Source organism: Streptomyces sp. NPDC104831, from assembly GCF_055583025.1.
The window spans coordinates 1-18,904 of sequence record NZ_JBVJOT010000039.1 but is presented as its reverse complement, the minus strand read 5'-3'; the positions used below and the strand labels follow the sequence as shown (position 1 = coordinate 18,904).

The following is an 18,904-nucleotide window of genomic DNA, read 5'->3' as shown; positions in this document are numbered from 1 at the left end:
ACCACGAACGATGGGCAATGACCGCCGACATGCTCCAGGGCGGGCCTCACTGCCGCGCAGCTACCCGGCTCGCCTTCCGCACGTTCTGATAGCCGGGTGTACCAACCACAGTCATAGATCGATCTCCTTGAACAGGTCGTTGAAGGAGGGAATGAAAGCGGTGGGCCTACGCCCGGCGGGCGGTGGCCGTGCTGCGGGCCGGTGGTGTGGGAGGGGTGGTCCTCACGGCGGGGCGGGGCGGGGCCGTGTCCGGGGCGGTACCGGGGTGCGGTGTGGGGGCAGGATGCCGACGGTCGCGCCGAGGTCCTCGGCCGCGTCATGGACTTCCTGGGTGAGGAAGGCGAGTTGGCGGCCGAGGGCAGCGAGCCGGGCGCCGGTCTGCTGGCCGCGGACCGTGTCCAGGGCGTAGGAGAAGCGGGCCGCGGTGTCGAGGAGGCGCTCCAGCCGGACGAGGGGGCCGGCTTCGTAGCCGGGCTGGGCGGCGGCGAGCAGGGCCTCGGATACTTCTCCGGCTGTGCGGGCTTCGACCACTTCTTGGAGCAGCTCCTGCACGGGCCGTTCGGGTGTGGGCTCGGGCCGGTTGAAGCGGGAGGCGGCGTCCGGGCGCAGGACTCCGGGCGGGACCGCGCGGGGCAGGGCCTGGCCGGCGGCGGATTCGTGCTCGTAGTGCCCGATGACCTCCCAGCCTGCCGCGGCGTCCAGGTCGCCGGCCAGGGCGATGACGGTGGAGGTGTCGTCCTGGACCAGGTAGGCGAGGGTGATGAGGCGGCCGTCGGCCGCGTACCAGGACTCGATCGGCTCCAGTTCGCCCCGCTGCCGGGCGGCACGGGCCTGGTCGGTCCACCGGCGCTTGTCCTCGGCGGACAGTTCGGGCGCGGGGTGCTGGTGCTGGTCGGCGAGGCTGGCGGCGATGGAGCCGTAATCGGCCCAGAAGGCCAGGTGCGGCCACACGGCCGCGTGCTGGGCGCGCTGCTCGGCTGACCCGGGTGCTGCTGGGTGGTTGAGGGCGCGGGTGATGTCGGCGTGGGAGGCGGCGAGGGCGTCGAGCAGGTCGCGCCAGGCTTCGGTGTGCGGGGCCGGGGGCAGGCAGTCCAGACCGCTGCGTGCGGTGGTGAGCAACTGCTGGCCGTGCTCGGCGAGGTGGATGGCGTAGGTGGCGAGGGCGGCCTGGTTGCGGCTGTCCCGGGCGGCGGTGGCGGCGTCGTGGTGGACGGTGCGGCCGTAGCGGTCCCGGGTGGCATCGAGTGCGGTCTCACTCTGGCGGTCGATGACCGCCATCCGCAGCCGGAAACTGCGCGCCCGGTCGGCGAGCTGTGCCGCGCTGGACGGGGTGGTGTCAGAGATCGGGTTCTCCCGGCGGAAGGTTTCAGCGGCGCTGGGGCCTGCTGGGCGGGGCTTGGGCGGTCATGGCCGGTGGGCGTGCGGGCGAGGCTGGCTCGTCGGGCGGGGTGTAGCGCAGGCCGGGGTCGAGGTGCACGCGGTAGCGGGCGGTGGTGAGCATGCCCGCTGCCCAGCTCGCGTGCCGGTTCTCCCAGTCCGCTCCGAGGTCGAACGGCAGCCGGATCCAGACCCGGCCGCGCAGCGCCGGCAGGAAGAGGAACCCCGCCCGGATCAGCACCTCCCGGGCGACCGCGTCGATCCTTCCGCTGACTTCCACCTCGCCGCCCTGCCCCCGGGTGATGCGGATGGTCTCGTCGTCGGGCGTCATCGCGACCGTCCCGTGTGCAGGTGCACGGTCGGGGCGTAGGCGGGCTTCGGAGGGATCTGCCGGACGGCGGGTGCGGTGGTGGGCGGTGTGACACGGTGCTGCGGGGAGCGTACGGCCGCCGCCTGGGCGAGCCGGGCGCGCCGCTCGGGCACAGCGTGTGGTCGGGCCGGGCGCGCTGACCGTGAGGGTGGGTCGGGGTCAGGGGCGAGGCGGAGGTCGGCGGACACCGTGTAGCCCAGGGTGCGCAGGTCGTTGACGGTGTGGCGGGCGCGTCGCGGACCGTCACGGTCGGGCTCGATGAGCCGGAACAGTGCGGGATGGCCGGGGACGGGCTCGAACTGCTCGCGGGTGAGGAACCAGTGGCCCAGGTGGGCGGGCATGGCCGCGGTGAACGCGGCGACGAAGCCGTGTTCTGGGTGGGTGCCGAAGGTGAAGTGCGTGCCAGGATCCAAGAAGGGGGGCCTTCCTACGGTCAAAGGCGGTGGGCGGGGTTGCCCGCGGGCAGGGCGCGGGGCGGTGGTGCGGGGAGCGCGGGTGCCTGGGGCGGGCTGGGTGCCGCGGCGCGGGCCTGGCGCAGGAAGCTGTCGCTGTGGGTGAGCCAGGTCACGATTACCGGCCAGGCGCGCTGGTGGTGTTCGGCGCGGGTCATCACGGCACCGTTGTTCAGGTCGTCGCGTGTTTCTTGCGCGGTGAGGAGTGCGGCGGTGAGCCGGTTGAGGGCCTCGGCGTCCTGCGGCCAGTAGCTGGCCTCGGGGCGGCACCGGTCCAGCAGCATCGGGGCGTGGTCCATGACGGTGAGGAACTCCCGCCACGCACGGTCCAGGAAGGCACCGGCCGCCGTGGCAGAAATACCGGGACCAGCCGTCAGAGCAGTCGCGGCCCCCGTGGTGGCGCGCGGTTCGTGCCGGGCATCCAGCTCTGACCGGATGAGGCCGAGTGCTTCGGCCACCATCGTCAAGCGCCGATCGTGGACGGCCCGGTCGTAGGCGGGCAGGTACCGCTCGGTGATCGCCTGTGCCGCACGGCCGGGGAGCGGCAGCACGATGATGCTGCGCGGACCTCGTGAACCGTCCACCTCGCCGAACGCCTCGGGTGCGAAGGCGCCGACCAGGTAGTCGTGCCGGTGACCGGGGCGTTCGGCCAACAGCAGGGTGGTATCGGTGGCCCGGTTGGTGAGGGTGGCGGCGTAGGGGACCTGGGTAGCCCGCACGGCGTCGGCGAGGTCGCCGCTGCCCCACAAGTAGGGGATGAGGTCTTCCTGCCACACCGGGTGGGAGTAGATCTCGATCTGCGTGTCCCACTGGCCGGGCAGGAGGCGGGCGATGTCGCGGGCGGTGTCCCCGATGAAGCGCCGGCTGCTGGCCGTCACCTCGATTTTCGATGTCCGGGCAGACCGGACCAGAGGGCCCAGGGCGTCTCTGGCCGCCGCCTCGTCCGCATCGGGCAAGCAGTACACCCCACCCTCACCCCGGCAGAACCCGGTCTCGCTCAAAACCTCTTGCGCGGACTCGTACTGCTTGCCGGTGGCGGTGGCGACGACGCCCAAGTCCCGGCTGTAGGCGAGGGTGATCTGCGCGTCAGCCATGGACGGCCTTACGGCGTATGAGCGAGCGCAGGCTGCGGCCGTACTGCCAGGCGTGCTCACGGGTGGCACTCTCCAGCTGGTCGTATCCGGGCTGGGCGGTCATCTGCCCGGGGTGCTTGCGGTAGCGGTAGACCGGCTGGGGCAGCAGGATCCCCGGGGCGAGGCTGGTGATGCCGATGGCCGTCATGTAGTCCTCGCCCTGGACCAGGCCGCCCATCGGGGCCGCGCGCACCAGCTCGGTGCGGGCCAGGAGGGTGGTCGGCCCGATGGGGAGGGTGTCGGCCGGCGAGCGCCAGTACGTCCACACATCCCCCGCCTCGTGCCGGCCGGGCGGTGTCGGACACCGCCACAGCGTGGTGGTGCCGTCGGGATGGAGGTCCTCGCTCCATCCGGCGCACCAGCCCACCCCCGCCTGTTCCAGGGTGGCGAGCCGTGCCGCCAGCGCGCCGTCGGGGAACAGGTCATCGTCGTCCGCCCAGTTCACATACGGGGTGCGGACGAGGTTGAGGGCGAGGTTGCGGGCGCAGGCGGCGCCGACGGGCCGCGGCAACGCCAGCGTACGGGCCCGCGGATCAGCGGCCAGCGGAGCTGGAAGGCGTGCGGGGTCGGCGCCGTCGAGGGCGATGACGGCCTCCCACGGGACGGTCTGCCGGGTGAGGCTGGTGTGCAGGGCGGTCAGGAAGCCGAGGCGGTCCTCGCGCAGGCGGGTGGCGATGACGACCGTGATCACAGGCTGCGTGGGCAGGGCAAGGTCTCCAGAGTGCGGTACTGGGTGGTTCAGCGGCGGGCTGTCGCCCGGGACGGCGGCGCCGACGCGGGAGCTGTCTGCACCGGTCCGGCCGCAGGGGCGGGCGCGGCGAGCGGCGGCTGGGAGGTGACGGCGAGCCAGTAACGGGGGTCGCTGAAGCAGGTGAGGGGGGAGGTGTCCCAGCCGACGACCGGGCCGACATCGGCGTACGGCACGCTGATCACCTCGATGCCCTCCGGGCGCAGGACATAGCCCCACTCCAGGTCCTGGTCCGCCGCGTCCTTCTCGGTGACCGGCATACGGGCCGGCGGGGAGCCGTCGGGGGTGATGAGGTGGCCCATGGTCCTGCTGGGCCACTGCTCGCCACGGGTCAGCCCTTCGACGATGTACGCCGGTGCGCCGTCGAGGAGGTCGGTGCCCAGCTCTTCCCAGCCGACGGTCGCGTCGTCCACGAGATGCCGGGTCATGGCATCGAGGTCGCGTGCGAACCGATACTGGAAGGCGGTCAGGAGCAGGGGCAGCTTCGCGGCCGGATCGCCGTCGAGGTGTACGTAGATGCCGGTGTAGCCGCTCGCGGTGGGACGGGCGATGAAGGAACGGGTCGACAGAAGAACTCCAGAGAAGGGGTTGGTGTCAGCGGCCCGGGGCGGGGCCGGCGGGCGGGGTGCTGGGAGGCGAGGGGGGAAGGCCGGGTGCCTTCGGGCCATGCTGAGGGCTGGGCGGGGCGGGTGCCGGGTCGTATTCGGCGCGCAGGAGTGCCAGGTCCGCTTGGTAGGCGAGGGCCAGTACGGACAGGCTGTGGCTAGCCGCGGTCATCAGCATCTTCGGCGGTGACCCCGGCTCCGCCGTGCGGTTTTGGTCCCGCCATCGGACGGCGGCCACGAGGTAGTCGCTGATTGCGTGGAGCAGGGGGTGGGCGGCGTCCAGCAGGTGCTGGGTGACAGCGCTGGCCTGGGCGGGGGTCTCGGCGGCGGCGAGGGCGTCGAGATACGGGGTCAGGTCCGGGCTGGGCAGGGCCTGCTCCGGCAGCGGGTGCCGGGTCAGGAAGTCTGCGGCGTCGCGCTCGGCCCAGCGCAGCAGGTCGTTGTCGGTGGCGATGCCGTAGCGGGCGGCGGCGATCTGGTCGGCGTCACGGCCGACGTTGTCGTACAGCTCGAAGTCGGGGTCTCGCAGAATCGGCTCCTTGCAGAGAGAAGTCGGGGATGGCGGTCTCGGCCGCCGTGCGGCAGCCGCAGGATGCAGAGGCGGAGAAGCGGGCGCGCACGGGGCAGGGGGAGGTCAGCGGGCGCGGGCCGGGCTCGCCGGCGGGGAAGGCAGGGCCGCAGCGGGTGGTGCCGGGCGGGTGTCTGCGGCGCGACGCAGTTGCTGGGCAGCACGGATCAGATGGGTGCGGGCCTCGGTGACATGTTCGGTGAGGTGCTGGTGTGCGGCTGCCGCGGCTCGGTCGTGGCCATGTCCCGGGGCCTGATGGGTGAGGTCGGACAGGGCGCCGAGGTGGTGGACGGCGCTGCCGAGGGCGGCGAGCGCACAGCCTGTGGGTTCGGCGGCACGGGCGAGGGCGAGCGTGGTGCGGCGCTGGGAGGGCGTGGCCTGGTCCGGATAGCGGGCCGAGGCCCGTTGACGGAAGGCGCTCTCGCCGGCCAGGTAGACCAGCAGGCGTGCCAGGTTCCGTATTTCGTCCTCCAGGACCTCCCCGACCGCTGGGTCGGCACGGACCTGGTCGGGCAGCGGGAACTGGTCGGCGATGGTGTTGAGCTGGTCGGCGATGCCGTGTAGCAGCATCCGCTGGTCCCCATCGGACAGCCCGGGTGGTCGCACGTGAAGGGCCCGGGTCGCTATCGCCGCGCGGCCGTCGGCTGCTTCGGGGCAGGGGGCGCGCCGTGTGCCGGAGCCGTTGTGCGGGAGGGTGCGGGAAGAGTGGGAGTGGCGTGACGGAGGTTCACGCCGATGCCCTGGGCGGTCAGCTTCAGGAGCACGCTGTGGAGCAGGAGGGCGCGTGTCTCGGCGTTGTACGAGGCGGGCAGCACGAACGCCGCCTCGTCGGGGCTGTACTGGAAGCAGCCCTGGTAGAGCGCGGGGCGGGCCGCGGCGGGCACGCTGTCATACGGGGTGCCGACCACACCGTCGGGATACCAGATCAGGGTGAGTGATTCGGTGACCTCGGGTGCGGCTGGCCGGTGCGGTGGGTCCGGCTGGAGGCGCACCTTGTCGCGGACGGCGGCGAGCGCTTCGGCGTAGTGGGGCAGGACGCGGCGTGTGACCTGGGCGGCGGCACGGACGGGATCGTCGGGCACGGAGATGCCGTTCGGCTCGTTGATCCCGCTGAAGTGGTGCGGTCGCAGCCCGTCGGGCCGCAGGGGCGCTACCAGGTACTGGTCCGAGGAGCGGGGGCGCGGTATCACGATGAGCTGTTGGCCTTCGGGCCCGTCGAGGACGGTGAGGGGGGTGTCGGGCCAGTCGAGCAGGGCCGAGTGGACGGTGCCGCAGTCCCAGACGCGGCCTGCGAGGCGGCACTGGTCTTTGAAGGGCAGGATCTCGGGGTCCCGGCGGGTCCAGTGGCCGGGCAGGTGCGCGGCGAGGCCGGTGGTGAAGGTGCTGGAGACGTGCGGAGGCAGGTGAGTTTCTCCTGGTGGTGAGGGCGAGTGGCCAAGGGGGGCGTCAGCGGCGCGGCCCGGCCGAGGAAGGAGCCTGGCCAGGTGGCGCGGTGGCGGCCGTGGGCGACGCGCCTGCGGGTTCTGTGCCTGCCGTGGGCGGCGTGTAGTGGGCGCGGAGATTTTCCAGGTCGGCCTGGGCCACTTTGGTCAGCGCGGTGCGGATGCTCAGGGCGGCTTCGCGCAGCAGGCGCACCGACTGGGGGGTGTGCCGGTGCTCGGTGCCGGACCAGAGGGCGAGGGTGACGAAGTGGCCGGCGATGTGGTCGAGGACGGGTGCGGTGGCGGCGACCAGCTGGTGGGTGAGGGCGCTGACCTCGGCAGGCGTCCGGGCGTCGGGGAGTGCCTGGAGGTAGGGCGTCAGGTCCGGCACCGCGACCGGCTGGCCGGGGAGGGGGTGGGCGGCCAGGAAGGGGGAGGCGTCGCGGCGGGCTTTGCGGTAGAGGTTGTCGGGCTCGGAGTGATCGGGCGGCCGTGGGGGAGGCGGGTGCGGCAAGGAGGGCTTCCGGTGCGGGTGTCAGTGCATGCGGGCGTCGGTGTCGAAAAGCGCCAGCTCAAGGGCATGCAGGAGATGCTGAACGATGAAGGACCTACCGGCGACCTTCCACAGGCCGCGTCCGCGGTTGAGGTGGGCGATGGCGTCGACTTCTACGGAGGTCAGGCCGAGCAGGGAGGCGGCGGCGTGGAGCTGGTCGGTCTCCTGCCGGTAGATGATCCGGGTGGAGCAGTCGGCGAGGAGGCCCTCGGCCAGGGCCCGGCCCTGTGATCCGGCGTCGCCGGCGGTGAGCAGGTCGGACAGCCGGTGGATCACCATCAGGTTGGCGATGCCGAGGCCGCGGGAGAGCTTCCACTGGGCCTGCATGCGCTGGAGCAGGCCGACGTGGCGCATCAGGCGCCACGCCTCGTCGTAGACGATCCAGCGCCGGCCGCCGTGCGGGTCGGTGAGGGCGGACTCCATCCAGGCCGAAGCGCAGGTCATGGCGAGCACCAGGGCGGTGTCGTCACCGGACCCGCCGAGCCGGGACAGGTCGATGGTCAGCATCGGCGCCCGCGGATCGAAGCGGATGGTCGAGGGAGCGTCGAACATCCCGGCCAGGTCACCGTGCACCAAGCGGCGCACGGCATGGGCGAGGTCACGGGCGGCATCACCCAGTTGACCGGCCATCGTCCCGGCGGCCTCGTCCAACTCGGCGGGCTGGTTGAGGGCGGCGGCCACATCGCCGAGCAGCGGTGTCCGGCCGGTGCCGGCGGCGTGGGTGACCGCGACGTCGAGGGCGACGTCGAGCGCGGTGTGCTCCATCGGCATCAGGTCCCGGCCCAGCACGGTGCGGGCCAGCGAGCCGAGCAGGAGAAGCCGGCGTTTACGGATCTCGCTCTCCCAGTCGGCCTCGCTGATGCTGTCCGGGCGCGGGGCGGCGTCCAGGGGATTGAGGCGGCCGGGCAGACCAGGGCCCAGGGCCACGCAGGTGCCCCCCAGCGCCTGGGCGACCGGCGTCCACTCGCCTTTCGGGTCGCAGGGGACGTAGACGCGGTAGCCGAACGCGATCGAGCGCAGAGCGAACGATTTCGCGAGCGCGCTCTTGCCCTGGCCGATCACCCCGGCCAGCAGCACGTTGGGGTTGGTGAAGCCCTCCACCTTGCCGTACAAGGCGAACGGGTCGAACACGAAGGACGCTTCGGCGTGGACGTCGCGGCCGATGTAGATGCCCTCGGCGCCCAGACCGCCTTCGGCAAGGAAGGGGTAGGCGCCGGCCGCGATGGCGGTGGTCATGCGGTGGGCGGGCAGCTTCAGCCGGTTTCCGCGCGCCGAGGCCCGGCCGGGGCGTCCGCCCGCCGGATAGACCGGCGGCGGTGTGTCGCGCTCGGCCGAACCGGCGCCGGCCACGGTGCGGTCGGTGGTTTCGGTGCGGGCTTTCGCGGCGGCTTCGGCGAGCCTGCGGCGGGCGGCACGCCGGGCGGCGCGGTCGGTGCCGTGCGGGGTGAACAGCGGGGAGGCGGAGGCCCGGCGGGCGCGGCGGGCGGGCCGGTGGGTCATAGGGGCGCCTCGTCTTGTCGGGTGAGGCTCACCGCACGCACGAGGTGGTGTGCGGGGCACGCAGGTCGGTGGGGGTGGTCTTGCGGCGGACGATGTGTCCGGCCGCGAGGTGGCGCTGGCAGATGGTGAGGAACGGCGGGCCGTCGGGGAGCTGTTCGGGGCGGCACGTCGCCGAGTCCGTGTGCGCGGTGGGCAGGAGGTGGAAGGCCGCGTGGACGTCGGTGGCGGCCTGCCACAAGCGGGTGTGGGCGGCGGCGAGGTGCCGGCCCGCTGCGGGGTGCGGGGGGCGTGCCGCCTCGGCCAGCTGGTCGATCAGCCGGTGCAGTTCGGTGAGGTGGGCGTGGAGGACATCGAGGTGGGCCCGGTCCGGCGGACCGGCAGGCCCGGGGCGGGTCAGAGCGCGTGCGTGGTGGCGGACGCCGGAGGTGGCGGCCCGCAGGTAGGGGTGCGAGTCGGGCACGCTGAGGCGGGGCTGGGTCAAAGAATGGTCCTTGCCGCCGGGGAGGCGGGAGCGGGGGCCGGAGCCGGTGCGGTCACTGCGGGGGGATGAGCGCGGTGGATGAGTTTGCTGCCGGTCTCGGTGGATCCTTGTTCGCCGCGCATGTCGTTGTAGTGGCCGAGCGGGGGAAAGCCGGGGTGGCTCTGCTGCGGCAGGTAGACGACGTCCGCGTCCCGGCCGTCCGGCGTTCCGCCGTGGGCCAGGTACCACTCACGCCAGCTGGGGAGGCGTGCCAGGTTACGGAGAGCGTCACCGAGGTCTATGGCGTTGACGACGAAGCTGGTGGGGGCTTCGCCCATGTGGCGTTCCAGGCCGGCGAAGGTGAGGGTGAACGGGCTGGGCGCCGGCGGGCCGAGGAAGGCGGCCAGGCGGGCTCGCACGGTGCCCAAGTGATCGCTGGCCTCGATGGCGGTGGTGATACGGGCGTCGTTGTATTCGTAGAGCTTGTCCTCGATCACCTCGCCCTCGGCGTCGAGGTACCTGCCGAGTTCGGTGCGGTGACGGGCGGACAGCTCCTCACAGGAGGCCAGCAGAGCCCGCAGCTCCTCCAGGAGCCGGTCGTGGTCGGTGTTCGGTGTCAGTGCGCGTCCCAGAGAGGCGTTAAAGGGTGGTGCGGGCGAGGGGGAGTGCGCCGACGGCGAAGGCGTCCGGCTGCTGGTACCACAGCCGTCGGAGGTCGACGCCGGCGGTGACGGCGGCGGTCTCGATCTGCGCGCACGCGGCGTCCAGGGCTGCGTCGGTGTCGGCGCTGACGGTGACCAGGCCGGTCAGGGCGACGTCGGCGTGCCCGGCGATCAGCTGCCGCTCGCGGTTTTTGACGTCGGCGTACTCGATGGAGTCCTCTTCGCTGTCGACCTGCCCGCGGCGGGCGCGTTCGGAGGCGTCGGCGATGATCGCTGCCTTCTTGCGCTGGACATCGCGCAGTGCGGACTCGAGTCTTTGCGGGACGTAGGTCAGGGACAGGGTGCGGCGCACTCCGGCGGTGAACATCAGCCCGTGCAGGAACCCCGCGGGCGCCTCGGTGCGGGGCCAGTTCTCCACCCAGTAGGTGGCGTGCCGGGCGGAGTCGGTGGCGATCCGGTCGTACTCCTCGACCTGGACGACGGGGCCGGCGGCGGCCGGGTCGGCTTGTGCGTGGCCGGTGGGAGACCACTGCTGGAGTGCGGCGAGCGCGTGGGGGTCGTAGGCGGTGCGGATGACCGCGGCGATCTCCCGTGCGGTTAGCCACCCGGTGATCATCAGCCCGGCGTTGCGGGCGGCCTGGGCGATCGAGGCGGTGGTCTGCTGCAGGACGGTGAACGCGCCCGGGATGCCGCCGCCGGCCTGGGAGATCAGGCGCTTGGCGGCCTTGAGGTCGAGGGAGATGGCCAGATAGGTCTCGTGCGGGGCGGCGGCCGGTCCGGCGGAGGCGACCAAGTCGGCATACACCTGGCCGGCGACCGGTGTGTCGGGCCGGCCGTGCTGCGTCCAGTGCCGGGCCAGGGTGTCTCCGGAGTCGGGGACGGTGCGTTCCAGGACCTGCACGGTGGCGACGTGCCCGGTGCGGGCGGTGCCCGCGAGCGCACGGCCCCACCCGCTGACGTTGTGGTTCTGCGTGGACGGGTCGAGCAGGGCGAACGCGCGGCTGCTGACGCGGGCGACGGCGGTGAGGGTTTGCTGGTGCGGGTCGTGGACGGCGGCGGCGCCGTTGGCGGAGTCGCCGGGGGTGACGACCTTGAGGGAGGCGGCGCTGCCGGGCAGGTGGAGCAGGCCGTCCTGGCGGGGGCGGGTGACGGGCCGTGCGAGCCACAGGGTCTGTCCGGTGTGGCGGCGCCAGGCGTAGCGGGCGACGACGGGCGCCCAGTCGATCAGGGAGCGGCCCTGCCTGCGGACCGTGACCAGGGCTGTCACGGCTGCCCACAGCGGGGACAGGGCGATGACACCGAGCAGCCCGGTCGTGAGGACTGTGATCAGGAGCAGGGCGAGTGCGGTGGCGACGAGGACGAGCTGGTGCGGGGTGAGGCCGAGGAGGATGCCGCGTCGGCTGCGGTGCGGGAACTTGACGGTCGGGGGCGCGGCTTGGGTGGTGGCGAGGTCGGACAAGGGCGGGTCCTGGAGCGAAGGCCCGGGGGCGGGAGGGCTCCCGCCCCCGGGGACCGGGGATCGGGCGGGAGGTCAAAGACCGGCCGGAGGCGGCGACGGAGGCGCCACCGGGCCGCTCGGTGCGGCGTTCTGCGTGCCCGGGATGGGCGCGGCGCCCTGCGGCGGCGGTGCCGTCGTTGGAGGGGTCGGCCGCCATCGCACGTCGTGCCCGCTGGAGGGGGAGGCGTGGTGGGAACCGGTGCTGCCGGGGGTGCTGGGGTTGGTTACGGTGTGTCCGCTGGTGTCCTCGGCGGCATGGGCCGGTAGTGGCTGAACGGCTTGTTCCACGCCGGTCTTGGCGGACGTGCCACCCGTGCCCGCGTCTTTTGCGGAGTCGTCTCCGTTGCCGGACGGGCTGGCGGCGATGTCGCCGGGGAAGCCGTGCTGGCCGGGCACACTGTCCGGGCCCTGCGGAGCGGCAGTGGCACCGCCGGCTCCGGCGGTGGCCGCCATGGAGACGGCCTTTCTCCCGGCGCGTTCGGCGTGCTGCCGGGCCATCTGGGCACCGGCACCGCCGGCGCGGTGCAGGGTTTCCCCGTCGGAGCCCTCGGCCGCCCAGTGCACGAACTTGAACGTCGCGTACGGGCACAGCAGCACCAAGATCATGATCACAATGCCGGCGAGGACGTCGGCCAGGGCCGCCAGGCCGTCCTTGGTGTCGGAGTTGCCCATCGAGGCGATACCAAGGACGAAGATGATCGTCATCAGCAGCTTGGAGACCACCAGGGTGGCGGTGGCCTCGATCCAGCCCTTGCGCCAGCGGCGCGCGGCCTCCCAGCCACCGCCGGCACCGGCGAAGGGGGCGAGGGTGACCATGACCAGGATGCCGACCTTGCGCACCATCATCACGCACCAGAACAGCAATGCGCCGATGGCGGTGGCCAGCCCGGCGAAGACGGCGACGAGCCAGCCCAGCCCGGCCACTTGTGCCAGGGCGCTGACCTTGACGATGCGCCGCACCGCGGAGGCGAGGTCGGTGTTCGCGGCCTCGAACAGGCCCGCCGAGAGGGCGTCGGTCACTTCGATTGCGACGGTGGTCAGAGCGATGGCCGTGAACGAGAAGATCACCCCGGACGCGGTGCCGGTGAACGCCTGGGTGAGGGCCTGGCCGTCGCGGCGGATCGCGGCACGCACCAGCTGCGCGCAGAAGGTGGCCACGAGGACGACCAGGCCGATGGGCAGGATCGTCTCGTAGTTGTCGCGGAACCATCCCGCGTTCAAATCGACGCGGGTGGTGGCATCGACGGCCTTGGACGCCAGGTCGGCCGCGGACGCGGCGAGTTCGCCGGCGCTTCTCGCCATCCAGTTGCCGATGTACTTGCCCGGGTCGGAGGCGAAGTCGATCGCCTCGCCGACCGAGCAGACCTTGTCCGCAAGCGGCAGGTTGCAAAACCCCACGGTGTGCTCCTTTCAGGTCAGGTCAGGGCGCGACGCGCGGGGCGATGGCGACGAGCAAGCAGTCGGTGGAGGGGCGGCACTGGACGGCGAGGGTGACCGAGCGGGCCTCCGCCCCCGTGCCGCCCTGGGCCCAGGTGATCGTCTGCTTGCCGGTGAGGGTCACCGCGTAGATGTACGCCTTGGTGATCGCGGCCGGATCCTCGGCGAGCGCCTGCTTGAAAGCGGACGGGTAGTGGCCCTCGGCGATCGTCGCGGTGGCGTGCTGCTCCTGGTCCGCCATCCGCGACCACAGCACCGGATCCGGGATCTGCGCCGCCACCGAAGCCCAGTCCCCGTACTCGTCTTCCTTCGTCATCCACGCCCGCATGCCGGTCAGATGCTGGGCCTGCCTGGTGGTGCGGGTGTCGTAGGACCAGAGCATCTTCGCGGCGGCCTGGGCGAACTCCACCGGATCGGAGATCCTCGGCGGCCCGGCCACTGGTCCGCTCCAGGAGGAGGGCTGGCCGGCCGGGGCGGCGGACCGGTGCGCGGGTGAAGGGGTTGGGGCGGCGTCGGGGTGGGTGCCGCGGCCGGTGAGGAAGGCGGTGACGGCGGCCAGGGCCAGCAGGCAGACCAGGCCGATCCCGATCACGGTGACGCGACGGCTGGGCGACCAGCGCAGGCTGTAGTCGGTAAGGCGCTTGAGCATCAGTGGACCTGCGACCCCAGGCTGGAGAAGAAGGCCACGATGCCATTGGCCGCACCCAGGCCGAGGGCGGCGCCGGCGGCGACCGTGGCGCCCTTCTTGCCGTTGGCCTCGGCCTGGTGACCACCGGTGTGATGGCCCCACGCCCAGACCGCGAGGCTGACGGCGAGAGCACCGACGACCGCGATGATGCCGAACAGGTTGATCGAGTTGACGACGTTCTTCAGGACGGACAGGCCCGGAAGACCACCGCCCTTGGGGGAGATGCCCGGATCGTAGGCGAGCTGGACGACACGGTCGGCGAGCAGGGACACGGGGATAGAAGACTCCTTGCGTGTGCGGGCCAGAAGGCACGGGCAGGGGGCAGGAAGACGGGGAAGGTGCGCCGGGCGGCGTGAGAGGGCGCGGCGTCACAGGACGCGGCGGGCGGCGAGGACGGCCCAGTCCTTGAGCGGCGTGATCCGCACCGGCTTGCCGGTACGCGGGGCCTCGATGACCAGGCCCTCGCCGATGTACATGCCGACGTGCTCCGGACGAGCGGCCGTACCGCGGCTGAAGAGCAGGTCACCGGGTTTCAGGGCCTTCGGTGAGACGGCCTTGCCCTCGCCCACCTGCGTGTAGGTGGTGCGGGTGAGGGTGACACCGGCGTGGCGGTACGCCTGCTGCATCAGCGAGCTGCAGTCGCAGCGGGCCATGGCGTCGGGCCCGTGCGGGTTGGTGCAGGAACCGCCCCACTGGTACATCGTGCCGAGCTGGTGCATCGCCCAGACAATCGCCTTACGGGCCCGCGGATCGGCGTCCTTCGGGATCGCGTAGCCCTTCGGAACGGCGCCCTCGGGAATCGGGCCGAACGACGTGCCGTCCGCGGTGCTGCAGACGGCGGCGGGCACCGCGTCGTCCTTGCTGCTGTCCCTGGTCCCGGAGTTCCCGGAGTTGGGGAAGGTGGCGGAGATGGCCTGTTGCAGGGCGGTCGCGAGCGGCTCCCACTGCGCGTAGGCGTCCGGGTAGGCGGAGCGCTGCACCGCCTGGGCGGCCTGGGTGACGGTCATCTGCTGCCAGCCGTGCACCTGTAGGAGTGCCTTGTAGAACTGCTCGCTGGCGTAGACGGGGTCGTGGATCTGCTCGGTGGTGCCCCAGCCCTGGCTGGGCCGCTGCTGGAACAGGCCGAGGGAATCCCGGTCGCCACCGGACAGGTTGCGCAGTCGGGACTCCTGCATCGCGGTGGCCAGCGCCACGATCTGCCCACGTGGGGGCACGTGGAGGCTGATGCCGGTGGCGACGATGGTCTGCGCATTCGGGATCTGCTCGGCGGGCAGGTCCAGGCCCTTGATGTGGACCTTGGAGGCGTCCGCACCGTCGAGGATCTCGGTGACCTGGTCGGCGATCTTGCCCGTGTCCACGTCGGTCAGGCAGTCCAGTGAGGCGGTGTTCTGGGCGGCTTCGCTGGAGGTGGCCATCATCATGGCGCCTGTGCCCAGGAGGAGAGGGGAGAGGACGACGACGCCGATGCCGGCGGCGAGCGCCTTCAACCCGAAGCGCCCGCTGACCGGTTATCGGTTTCGGGCAGGGGCGGGTAACGAGAGGTCATGCATCCTCCGGGTGCAGTGTCCGGCCGCGCGGGCGCGGAGCGTGGTGGAAGGGACCGCGGCGGCCGGGGCGGGCGTAAGGGAACGGGCTGGCGCGGGCGAGTAGCCGCTCGCCTGCGCTGCCGGGCAGTGGTCTAGGTGTGCGCGGGCACGGGGAACCTCCACGAGGCACTGGAGACAAGCGGGCAACGGCGGTGTGCGCCGGCCGGGTTCAAAAACAGTAGACGCGAAACGGCCGTTGACCAAAAAGTCGGCGGCGAGGGGCCGGAATCCGGCCCCCCATAGGCCACTTCTTGGTCGTCGGCCGATCCGGGTCTACAGTTTTTCAACTCCTCTCGCTCTCCCCAACCGGCCGGCCACGGGTCTCTCCATGCCCGAAAGCCGGCCTGCCGGGCTTGCACACGATGGGGACCTCCACCCGCTCTCACCCGAATCGGGGTTCTCTCTTTGCCTTTTTCCCTGCATCAGGGCGACGCTCTGAGCGTTCTTGCCAAGCTCCCGGACGACTGCGTCGACGCGGTCATCACCGACCCGCCGTACAACTCGGGCGGAAGGACGGCGAAGGAGCGCACCAGCCGCTCCGCGAAGCAGAAGTACACCTCCGCCGACGCCAAGCACACGCTGCCGGATTTCACCGGCGAGAACATGGATCAGCGTTCCTACGGGTTCTGGCTGACGCAGATCATGACCGAGGCTCACCGCCTCACCAAGGACGGCGGCGTGGCGTTGCTGTTCACGGACTGGCGTCAGCTGCCCATCACCACGGACGCGATCCAGGCGGCCGGCTGGCTGTGGCGCGGCGTCGTGGCCTGGCACAAGCCCCAGGCCCGGCCCCAGAAGGGCCGCTTCACCCAGAACTGTGAGTTCGTCGTGTGGGCGTCCAAGGGCGCGATCGACGCCTCCCGTAACCCCGTCTATCTGCCGGGCCTGTACTCCGCCTCCCAGCCGTCGGGATCCAAGCGCCAGCACATCACACAAAAGCCGGTCGAGGTGATGCGCGAGCTGGTCAAGATCAGCCCGCCGGGCGGCACGGTCCTCGATTTCTGCGCCGGCTCCGGCTCCACCGGCGTGGCCGCCCTCCTCGAAGGCCGGGACTTCATCGGCGTGGAGAAGACCGGGCACTACGCGTCCGTCGCTGCCGACCGGCTCACGGAAACCATCCGCCAGAGCCTCGGCCAGGACGACATGGTCCTCACCGCCTGACGCCACAATCCCTCGCCACACCTACGGGTGGCGCCCGCAGCATTCAGCCGGTGCGTTACCGGGTTCCGTTTGCCTTTATTGCCTTGGCACTCAGGAGGTTTTTCCTTCATGCCCGAATCGATTGAGCCCCCGGCCGACGGGGGACCGGACCCGGTGCGTATCCCGGACACCCATTTGGAGGGGATCGAAGCCAGTGTGCGCCGGCTGATGGAGCAGACCGCGGAGCAGGCCCGGCAGCTGGACCACCTCGCCTCCACCCCGCCCCCCGCCCTCTCGCCGTCGCCGTTCGCGGCGTTCGGCATGCCCGGCTTCGGCGGGCCGCCGGCACCGGCCGCGCCGGAGCCGCGGCCCATCCTGGAGCTGGAAGGCGAGGTGTACGAGGACGAGCTGGACGCGCTGTCGGACTGGGTCGACGACTTCCTCCTCCCGGTCTACGGAGCGGAGGTCACCACCGCGGCGCCCTGGTGCCTGCAATGGCAGGAACACAGCGACGTCGTCGCCTGGCTGCACGCCCTCTGGCTGGCCTACCAGCAGCACAAGGACCCCGAGGCGGGCCTGGCCGGCATGTTCGTGTGGCACCGCGACTTCCTCACCCACGCCATGGCGGCCATCCGCGCACCCGGTGGCCCCTTGTCCGCCTGCATGACCTCCCCCGAGCGCCCCGCCCACCGCCTCCTTCCCGGACCGCCCCCCTCCGCCCGCACGGAGAAGGACCCCGAGGCCCCCGCGCCCGGGCCCGGTGAGCCCGGGCCGGCGTCATGATTGAGGACCAGCGGCCGGCCTTCGGCCTCAGCTTCGACCCCCGTGCGCTGACCGACCTCCTGCGGGCGCCCTCCGACATCCGCGACCTCGCCCTCGCCTACCTGCAGGAAGTGGTGAACGCCGAACGCTTCGGGACCCGCCTGACCGGTGACCTTGAGGGCTACCGCAAATTGTTCGTGGACGCCCGCCGGGACTGGCGCGTCGTCTACGGCATCCGCCCAGCACCCCAGACGTCCGCGCACACACGCGACGTCTATGTGGTCGCTGTCCGGCCGAGGGCGGGCAACGACATCTACGACGAGGTCGGCCGCCGGCTCGGCATGCGCCGCCGGCCGCTGAGCGCCCGCACCCACGCGGCACGCTCCCGCTCCCCGCAACTGGAAGCACGGCAGACCGTATCCAGCAGGATCCCGCTGCCGTCCGCCATGCCAGGCCTGCCCCACCTGGCACAGAGCGCCTCCCCGCTTCACACCCGCTGACCACAAGGAGCCGCTATTGCCTCCCGAACCGGCGCCCACGACCGCCCGGCGCGCCGTCTCTCAGCTAGACCCCCGTATCGAGGCTGCGACCGGCTATGACGCCGACACTCTGTGGGCCCACCATGACCGCGGCCTCCTGGACGAGCCGTACACCGAGCTGGTCGACCGGCACCGCGCACTGGCGGCGGCCGAGACCAGCGTCACGTTCTACCGCACCCTCCTCCACCGCCTGTCCTCGGGTGAGTACCCGGTCGACGCCGCCCTGTTCGAGCGGATCGACCGCACCGTGGACCAGCTGGAGGAAGCCGCCGACGCCCGCGACAGCGCCGCAGGGCGTGTCCTCGCCGCGCTGGAGCCGATCGAAGCCGCCGCCCGCGCCACCCCACCGTCCGGCGAACCGCAGATCACCGCCACCGATCAGGCCGCACTGCTAGCCATCACCGGCGGCGCCAAACTGCACGAGCATCTCCTGACCAGCCGCCTGTCGGTGACCTGCGCTGCCGGTACCCGCATCCCCTACGCCCACCTGCAGCGGCTGCACTCCGCCGGCCTCGTGGACATCGACACCACCCATCCCGTCCACGCCGGCCAGCCCGTCAGCCTGACCGGCACCGGCCGCGCCGCGCTGGCCGCCAGCCGCCGATCCCCGACGGCCCAAGCGCCGTCGCCGGCACCGCGACCAGGGGCGTGGCCGTCCACTCCCACACAACGGCGTTGACTCACTAACCGGCTGCCCGCGCCACGAACTGGTGGTGCTGCTCGCACTGATCCGCCGTGGGCGCCCACCGCACCGTGTAAAAGCCATCTTCTTCCGGCCCGGTTTCCGCAGCCACAATCAGCCGCTCACCGGCTGTCGGTGCGGTCGCTCGAAGCCCCGGCTGCGATTTGCGCGGCGCAACATACCCGATGATCGCCGGTTGGCCAAACCGGCGATTCCTCGGACTCTTATACGGCCGCCGGGACAACACCGGTCCGGCACCCCCCATTCTCTTCTCCCTGCATGGAGGCCACTTCCGCATGCGTGCAACCAGAATTGCCGCGACCGCCGCGCTCTTGGGCGCCCTCACTCTGCCGATCGCGTCGGCCACGACCGCCACGGCCGCTCCGGTCAACGCCCTGACCCAGTCCTGCAACGACTCGGGTCCCTGGATCGTCGGCACGAAGGCCGTGACCATCCGCTCCAAGGCGTCGGCCAAGTCCACTGCCGTCGGCATCCTGTACCGCGGGCACAAGTTCACCGTCCACAACACCAGCGGGAGCTGGCGCTACATCACGGACCGCACGACGGGCGTGAAGGGCTGGGTGTCCGCCGCCTACGTCTACCGCGACGTCCCCATGTGCCTCGACTAAGAGGTCCTAACAAAGGCGTTGGACGTGGCGGTAGGTGATGAGGCAGGTGGCGAGGCCGAGGAAGGCTTCGTGGATGTCGTCGCGTCGTTCCCAG

The 18,904-nt window shown here is 71.9% G+C and carries 22 protein-coding genes; 5 read left to right on the top strand and 17 right to left on the bottom strand.

What is annotated here, in order from left to right:
* Positions 1 to 222 precede the first annotated feature (222 nt).
* The 17 genes from ACZ63H_RS25065 to ACZ63H_RS24985 form a co-directional block, all read right to left on the bottom strand.
* Positions 223 to 1,278 (bottom strand): hypothetical protein, encoded by a 1,056-nt coding sequence (locus ACZ63H_RS25065; protein ID WP_469868564.1) that lies wholly within the window; start codon positions 1,276 to 1,278, stop codon positions 223 to 225.
* A gap of 88 nt (positions 1,279 to 1,366) precedes the next feature.
* Positions 1,367 to 1,708 carry a hypothetical protein gene (locus tag ACZ63H_RS25060; RefSeq protein WP_469868562.1) on the bottom strand — a complete coding sequence of 114 codons (342 nt, stop codon included), beginning with the start codon at positions 1,706 to 1,708 and terminating at the stop codon, positions 1,367 to 1,369.
* Positions 1,705 to 2,160, bottom strand: a complete 456-nt coding sequence (locus tag ACZ63H_RS25055; RefSeq protein WP_469868560.1) for a hypothetical protein — start codon at positions 2,158 to 2,160, stop codon at positions 1,705 to 1,707. Before ACZ63H_RS25055 ends, ACZ63H_RS25060 begins: the two co-directional genes overlap by 4 nt.
* A gap of 20 nt (positions 2,161 to 2,180) precedes the next feature.
* A complete protein-coding gene (locus tag ACZ63H_RS25050) occupies positions 2,181 to 3,293 on the bottom strand; it encodes a hypothetical protein (protein WP_469868558.1) in 1,113 nt (370 codons plus the stop codon).
* Positions 3,286 to 4,023: a glycosyltransferase family 2 protein gene (locus tag ACZ63H_RS25045; RefSeq protein WP_469868556.1), complete on the bottom strand. Its 738-nt coding sequence runs from the start codon at positions 4,021 to 4,023 to the stop codon at positions 3,286 to 3,288. Before ACZ63H_RS25045 ends, ACZ63H_RS25050 begins: the two co-directional genes overlap by 8 nt.
* A gap of 47 nt (positions 4,024 to 4,070) precedes the next feature.
* A complete protein-coding gene (locus ACZ63H_RS25040) occupies positions 4,071 to 4,508 on the bottom strand; it encodes a hypothetical protein (protein ID WP_469868554.1) in 438 nt (145 codons plus the stop codon).
* Positions 4,509 to 5,319: 811 nt separating this feature from the next.
* Positions 5,320 to 5,823, bottom strand: a complete 504-nt coding sequence (locus ACZ63H_RS25035) for a hypothetical protein (RefSeq protein ID WP_469868552.1) — start codon at positions 5,821 to 5,823, stop codon at positions 5,320 to 5,322.
* 53 nt (positions 5,824 to 5,876) lie between these two features.
* Positions 5,877 to 6,443 (bottom strand): hypothetical protein, encoded by a 567-nt coding sequence (locus ACZ63H_RS25030; RefSeq protein WP_469868550.1) that lies wholly within the window; start codon positions 6,441 to 6,443, stop codon positions 5,877 to 5,879.
* A 256-nt stretch (positions 6,444 to 6,699) separates the two neighbouring features.
* A complete protein-coding gene (locus tag ACZ63H_RS25025; protein ID WP_469868548.1) occupies positions 6,700 to 7,188 on the bottom strand; it encodes a hypothetical protein in 489 nt (162 codons plus the stop codon).
* A gap of 21 nt (positions 7,189 to 7,209) precedes the next feature.
* Positions 7,210 to 8,727 carry an ATP-binding protein gene (locus ACZ63H_RS25020; RefSeq protein ID WP_469868546.1) on the bottom strand — a complete coding sequence of 506 codons (1,518 nt, stop codon included), beginning with the start codon at positions 8,725 to 8,727 and terminating at the stop codon, positions 7,210 to 7,212.
* Between the two features lie 28 nt (positions 8,728 to 8,755).
* Entirely contained in the window at positions 8,756 to 9,208 is a 453-nt protein-coding gene (locus tag ACZ63H_RS25015) for a DUF6238 family protein (RefSeq protein ID WP_469868544.1), read from the bottom strand.
* The gene (locus ACZ63H_RS25010) at positions 9,205 to 9,684 is read right to left on the bottom strand and encodes a hypothetical protein (protein ID WP_469868542.1); all 480 of its coding nucleotides are present in this window, start codon (positions 9,682 to 9,684) and stop codon (positions 9,205 to 9,207) included. Before ACZ63H_RS25010 ends, ACZ63H_RS25015 begins: the two co-directional genes overlap by 4 nt.
* Positions 9,685 to 9,826: 142 nt before the next feature.
* Positions 9,827 to 11,308 (bottom strand): SCO6880 family protein, encoded by a 1,482-nt coding sequence (locus ACZ63H_RS25005; protein ID WP_469868540.1) that lies wholly within the window; start codon positions 11,306 to 11,308, stop codon positions 9,827 to 9,829.
* A 72-nt stretch (positions 11,309 to 11,380) separates the two neighbouring features.
* Entirely contained in the window at positions 11,381 to 12,745 is a 1,365-nt protein-coding gene (locus ACZ63H_RS25000; protein WP_469868538.1) for an SCO6881 family protein, read from the bottom strand.
* Positions 12,746 to 12,767: 22 nt separating this feature from the next.
* Entirely contained in the window at positions 12,768 to 13,433 is a 666-nt protein-coding gene (locus ACZ63H_RS24995; protein ID WP_469868536.1) for a hypothetical protein, read from the bottom strand.
* The gene (locus tag ACZ63H_RS24990) at positions 13,433 to 13,744 is read right to left on the bottom strand and encodes a DUF6112 family protein (protein WP_221334072.1); all 312 of its coding nucleotides are present in this window, start codon (positions 13,742 to 13,744) and stop codon (positions 13,433 to 13,435) included. The genes ACZ63H_RS24995 and ACZ63H_RS24990 overlap by 1 nt, the downstream gene beginning before the upstream one ends.
* A 96-nt stretch (positions 13,745 to 13,840) precedes the next feature.
* On the bottom strand, positions 13,841 to 14,959 hold the full coding sequence (locus ACZ63H_RS24985) for a C40 family peptidase (protein WP_469868533.1): 1,119 nt from the start codon (positions 14,957 to 14,959) through the stop codon (positions 13,841 to 13,843).
* A 504-nt stretch (positions 14,960 to 15,463) separates the two neighbouring features.
* Between ACZ63H_RS24985 and ACZ63H_RS24980 the strand changes: the two genes are divergently transcribed.
* The 5 genes from ACZ63H_RS24980 (at position 15,464) to ACZ63H_RS24960 (ending at position 18,810) form a co-directional block, all read left to right on the top strand.
* Entirely contained in the window at positions 15,464 to 16,219 is a 756-nt protein-coding gene (locus tag ACZ63H_RS24980) for a DNA-methyltransferase (protein WP_469868531.1), read from the top strand.
* Positions 16,220 to 16,426: 207 nt separating this feature from the next.
* Positions 16,427 to 16,981, top strand: a complete 555-nt coding sequence (locus tag ACZ63H_RS24975) for a DUF4913 domain-containing protein (RefSeq protein ID WP_469868679.1) — start codon at positions 16,427 to 16,429, stop codon at positions 16,979 to 16,981.
* Positions 16,978 to 17,460: a hypothetical protein gene (locus tag ACZ63H_RS24970; RefSeq protein ID WP_469868529.1), complete on the top strand. Its 483-nt coding sequence runs from the start codon at positions 16,978 to 16,980 to the stop codon at positions 17,458 to 17,460. The genes ACZ63H_RS24975 and ACZ63H_RS24970 overlap by 4 nt, the downstream gene beginning before the upstream one ends.
* 16 nt (positions 17,461 to 17,476) lie before the next feature.
* Positions 17,477 to 18,178, top strand: a complete 702-nt coding sequence (locus tag ACZ63H_RS24965; protein ID WP_469868527.1) for a hypothetical protein — start codon at positions 17,477 to 17,479, stop codon at positions 18,176 to 18,178.
* A gap of 299 nt (positions 18,179 to 18,477) precedes the next feature.
* Positions 18,478 to 18,810 (top strand): SH3 domain-containing protein, encoded by a 333-nt coding sequence (locus tag ACZ63H_RS24960; protein WP_469868525.1) that lies wholly within the window; start codon positions 18,478 to 18,480, stop codon positions 18,808 to 18,810.
* The last annotated feature ends 94 nt before the right edge of the window (positions 18,811 to 18,904 follow it).